The 1,031-nt window shown below is 68.2% G+C and carries 1 protein-coding gene; it reads left to right on the top strand.

All coding sequences use genetic code 11. The features are described 5' to 3' along the window. Positions 1-252 precede the first annotated feature (252 nt). Positions 253-936, top strand: coding sequence for a hypothetical protein (locus AB0I03_RS27170; protein ID WP_360417513.1), 684 nt, complete (start codon positions 253-255; stop codon positions 934-936). Positions 937-1,031: the final 95 nt, after the last annotated feature.

Raw genomic sequence — 1,031 nt, 5'->3', positions numbered from 1 at the left:
GCCCTGGATGTCTGCGCCCAGGTCCACCTTCTCGCCGCGGACGGTGAGCCGTCCCCTGTTGGTATCGGGAATGGTCGGGTTCGCCAGCGTCCACTTCCCCGGGTGGTAGGTGATCCCATGGGGATTCTCCCGAGTCGCTTCCGTCCGTCTCCTCCCTGGGGGGAAGATACGGAACCAGTGGGCAGGCTCCCATCGTCATGGCATGCACGAGCCAGAGTACGCGCAGCGGTAGGGATCGAGGGGCGGATCGCAATGGCGGAGACGAAGGGCGTATTACTGCCGGCTTATGTGCTGGCGGATGAGTCGGGGTCGATGGGCCCCTACCGGCAGGATCTGTCTGAGGGTCTGGTGTCGTTATGTGAGGGGCTGCGGGCCCAGCCGATGATCGCGGCGAAGTTGCGGCTGGCCGTGCTGGGGTTCTCCGACGACGTGCAGGTGCGCCTCGCGGTGGCCGACATGCGCACCGAGACCAGCCTGCCCCAGGTCGCCATCCGGGGTCTGACCAACTACGAAGCGGTCTTCGACGACCTGCTGGGCCGGATCCCGTCCGACGTGCAGTGGCTGCGCGGCGAGGGCTACAAGGTCCACCGCCCGGTGGTGTTCTTCCTCAGCGACGGCCAGCCCACCGACGGCGGAGCCTGGCGCCGCCCACACGTCCAGCTCACCGACAAAACGCAGACGCCGACCGCGCCGAACATCGTCGCCTGCGGGATCGGCGACGCCCAGGCCGCCACCATGGTCGAAGTGGCAACGCGCAAGGAATTCGCCTTCGTTGCCAAGCCGGGGATCGACATCGGTCAGGCGGTCGCCGAGTTCTTCCACGCGCTCACCGCGAGCCTGGTCGCATCGAGCCACGCCCTCGGCACGGGCAGCCCCACGCTGGTGATCAACAAGCCGGATCAGTTCACCATGGCGATCGACGAGGTCGGACAGTGACCTCACCGAGCGGCGACGGCGCTGCCACAGCGCCGATCGTGCCTGCCGCCGAGCCGGGGCCCGTGCCGTGGCAACGGGTCACGGTGGGTGTGCCG

This window comes from Glycomyces sp. NPDC021274, assembly GCF_040641195.1.
In the GTDB taxonomy this organism is placed as follows: domain Bacteria; phylum Actinomycetota; class Actinomycetes; order Mycobacteriales; family Micromonosporaceae; genus Glycomyces.
This window is presented reverse-complemented; position numbering and strand designations above follow the sequence as displayed.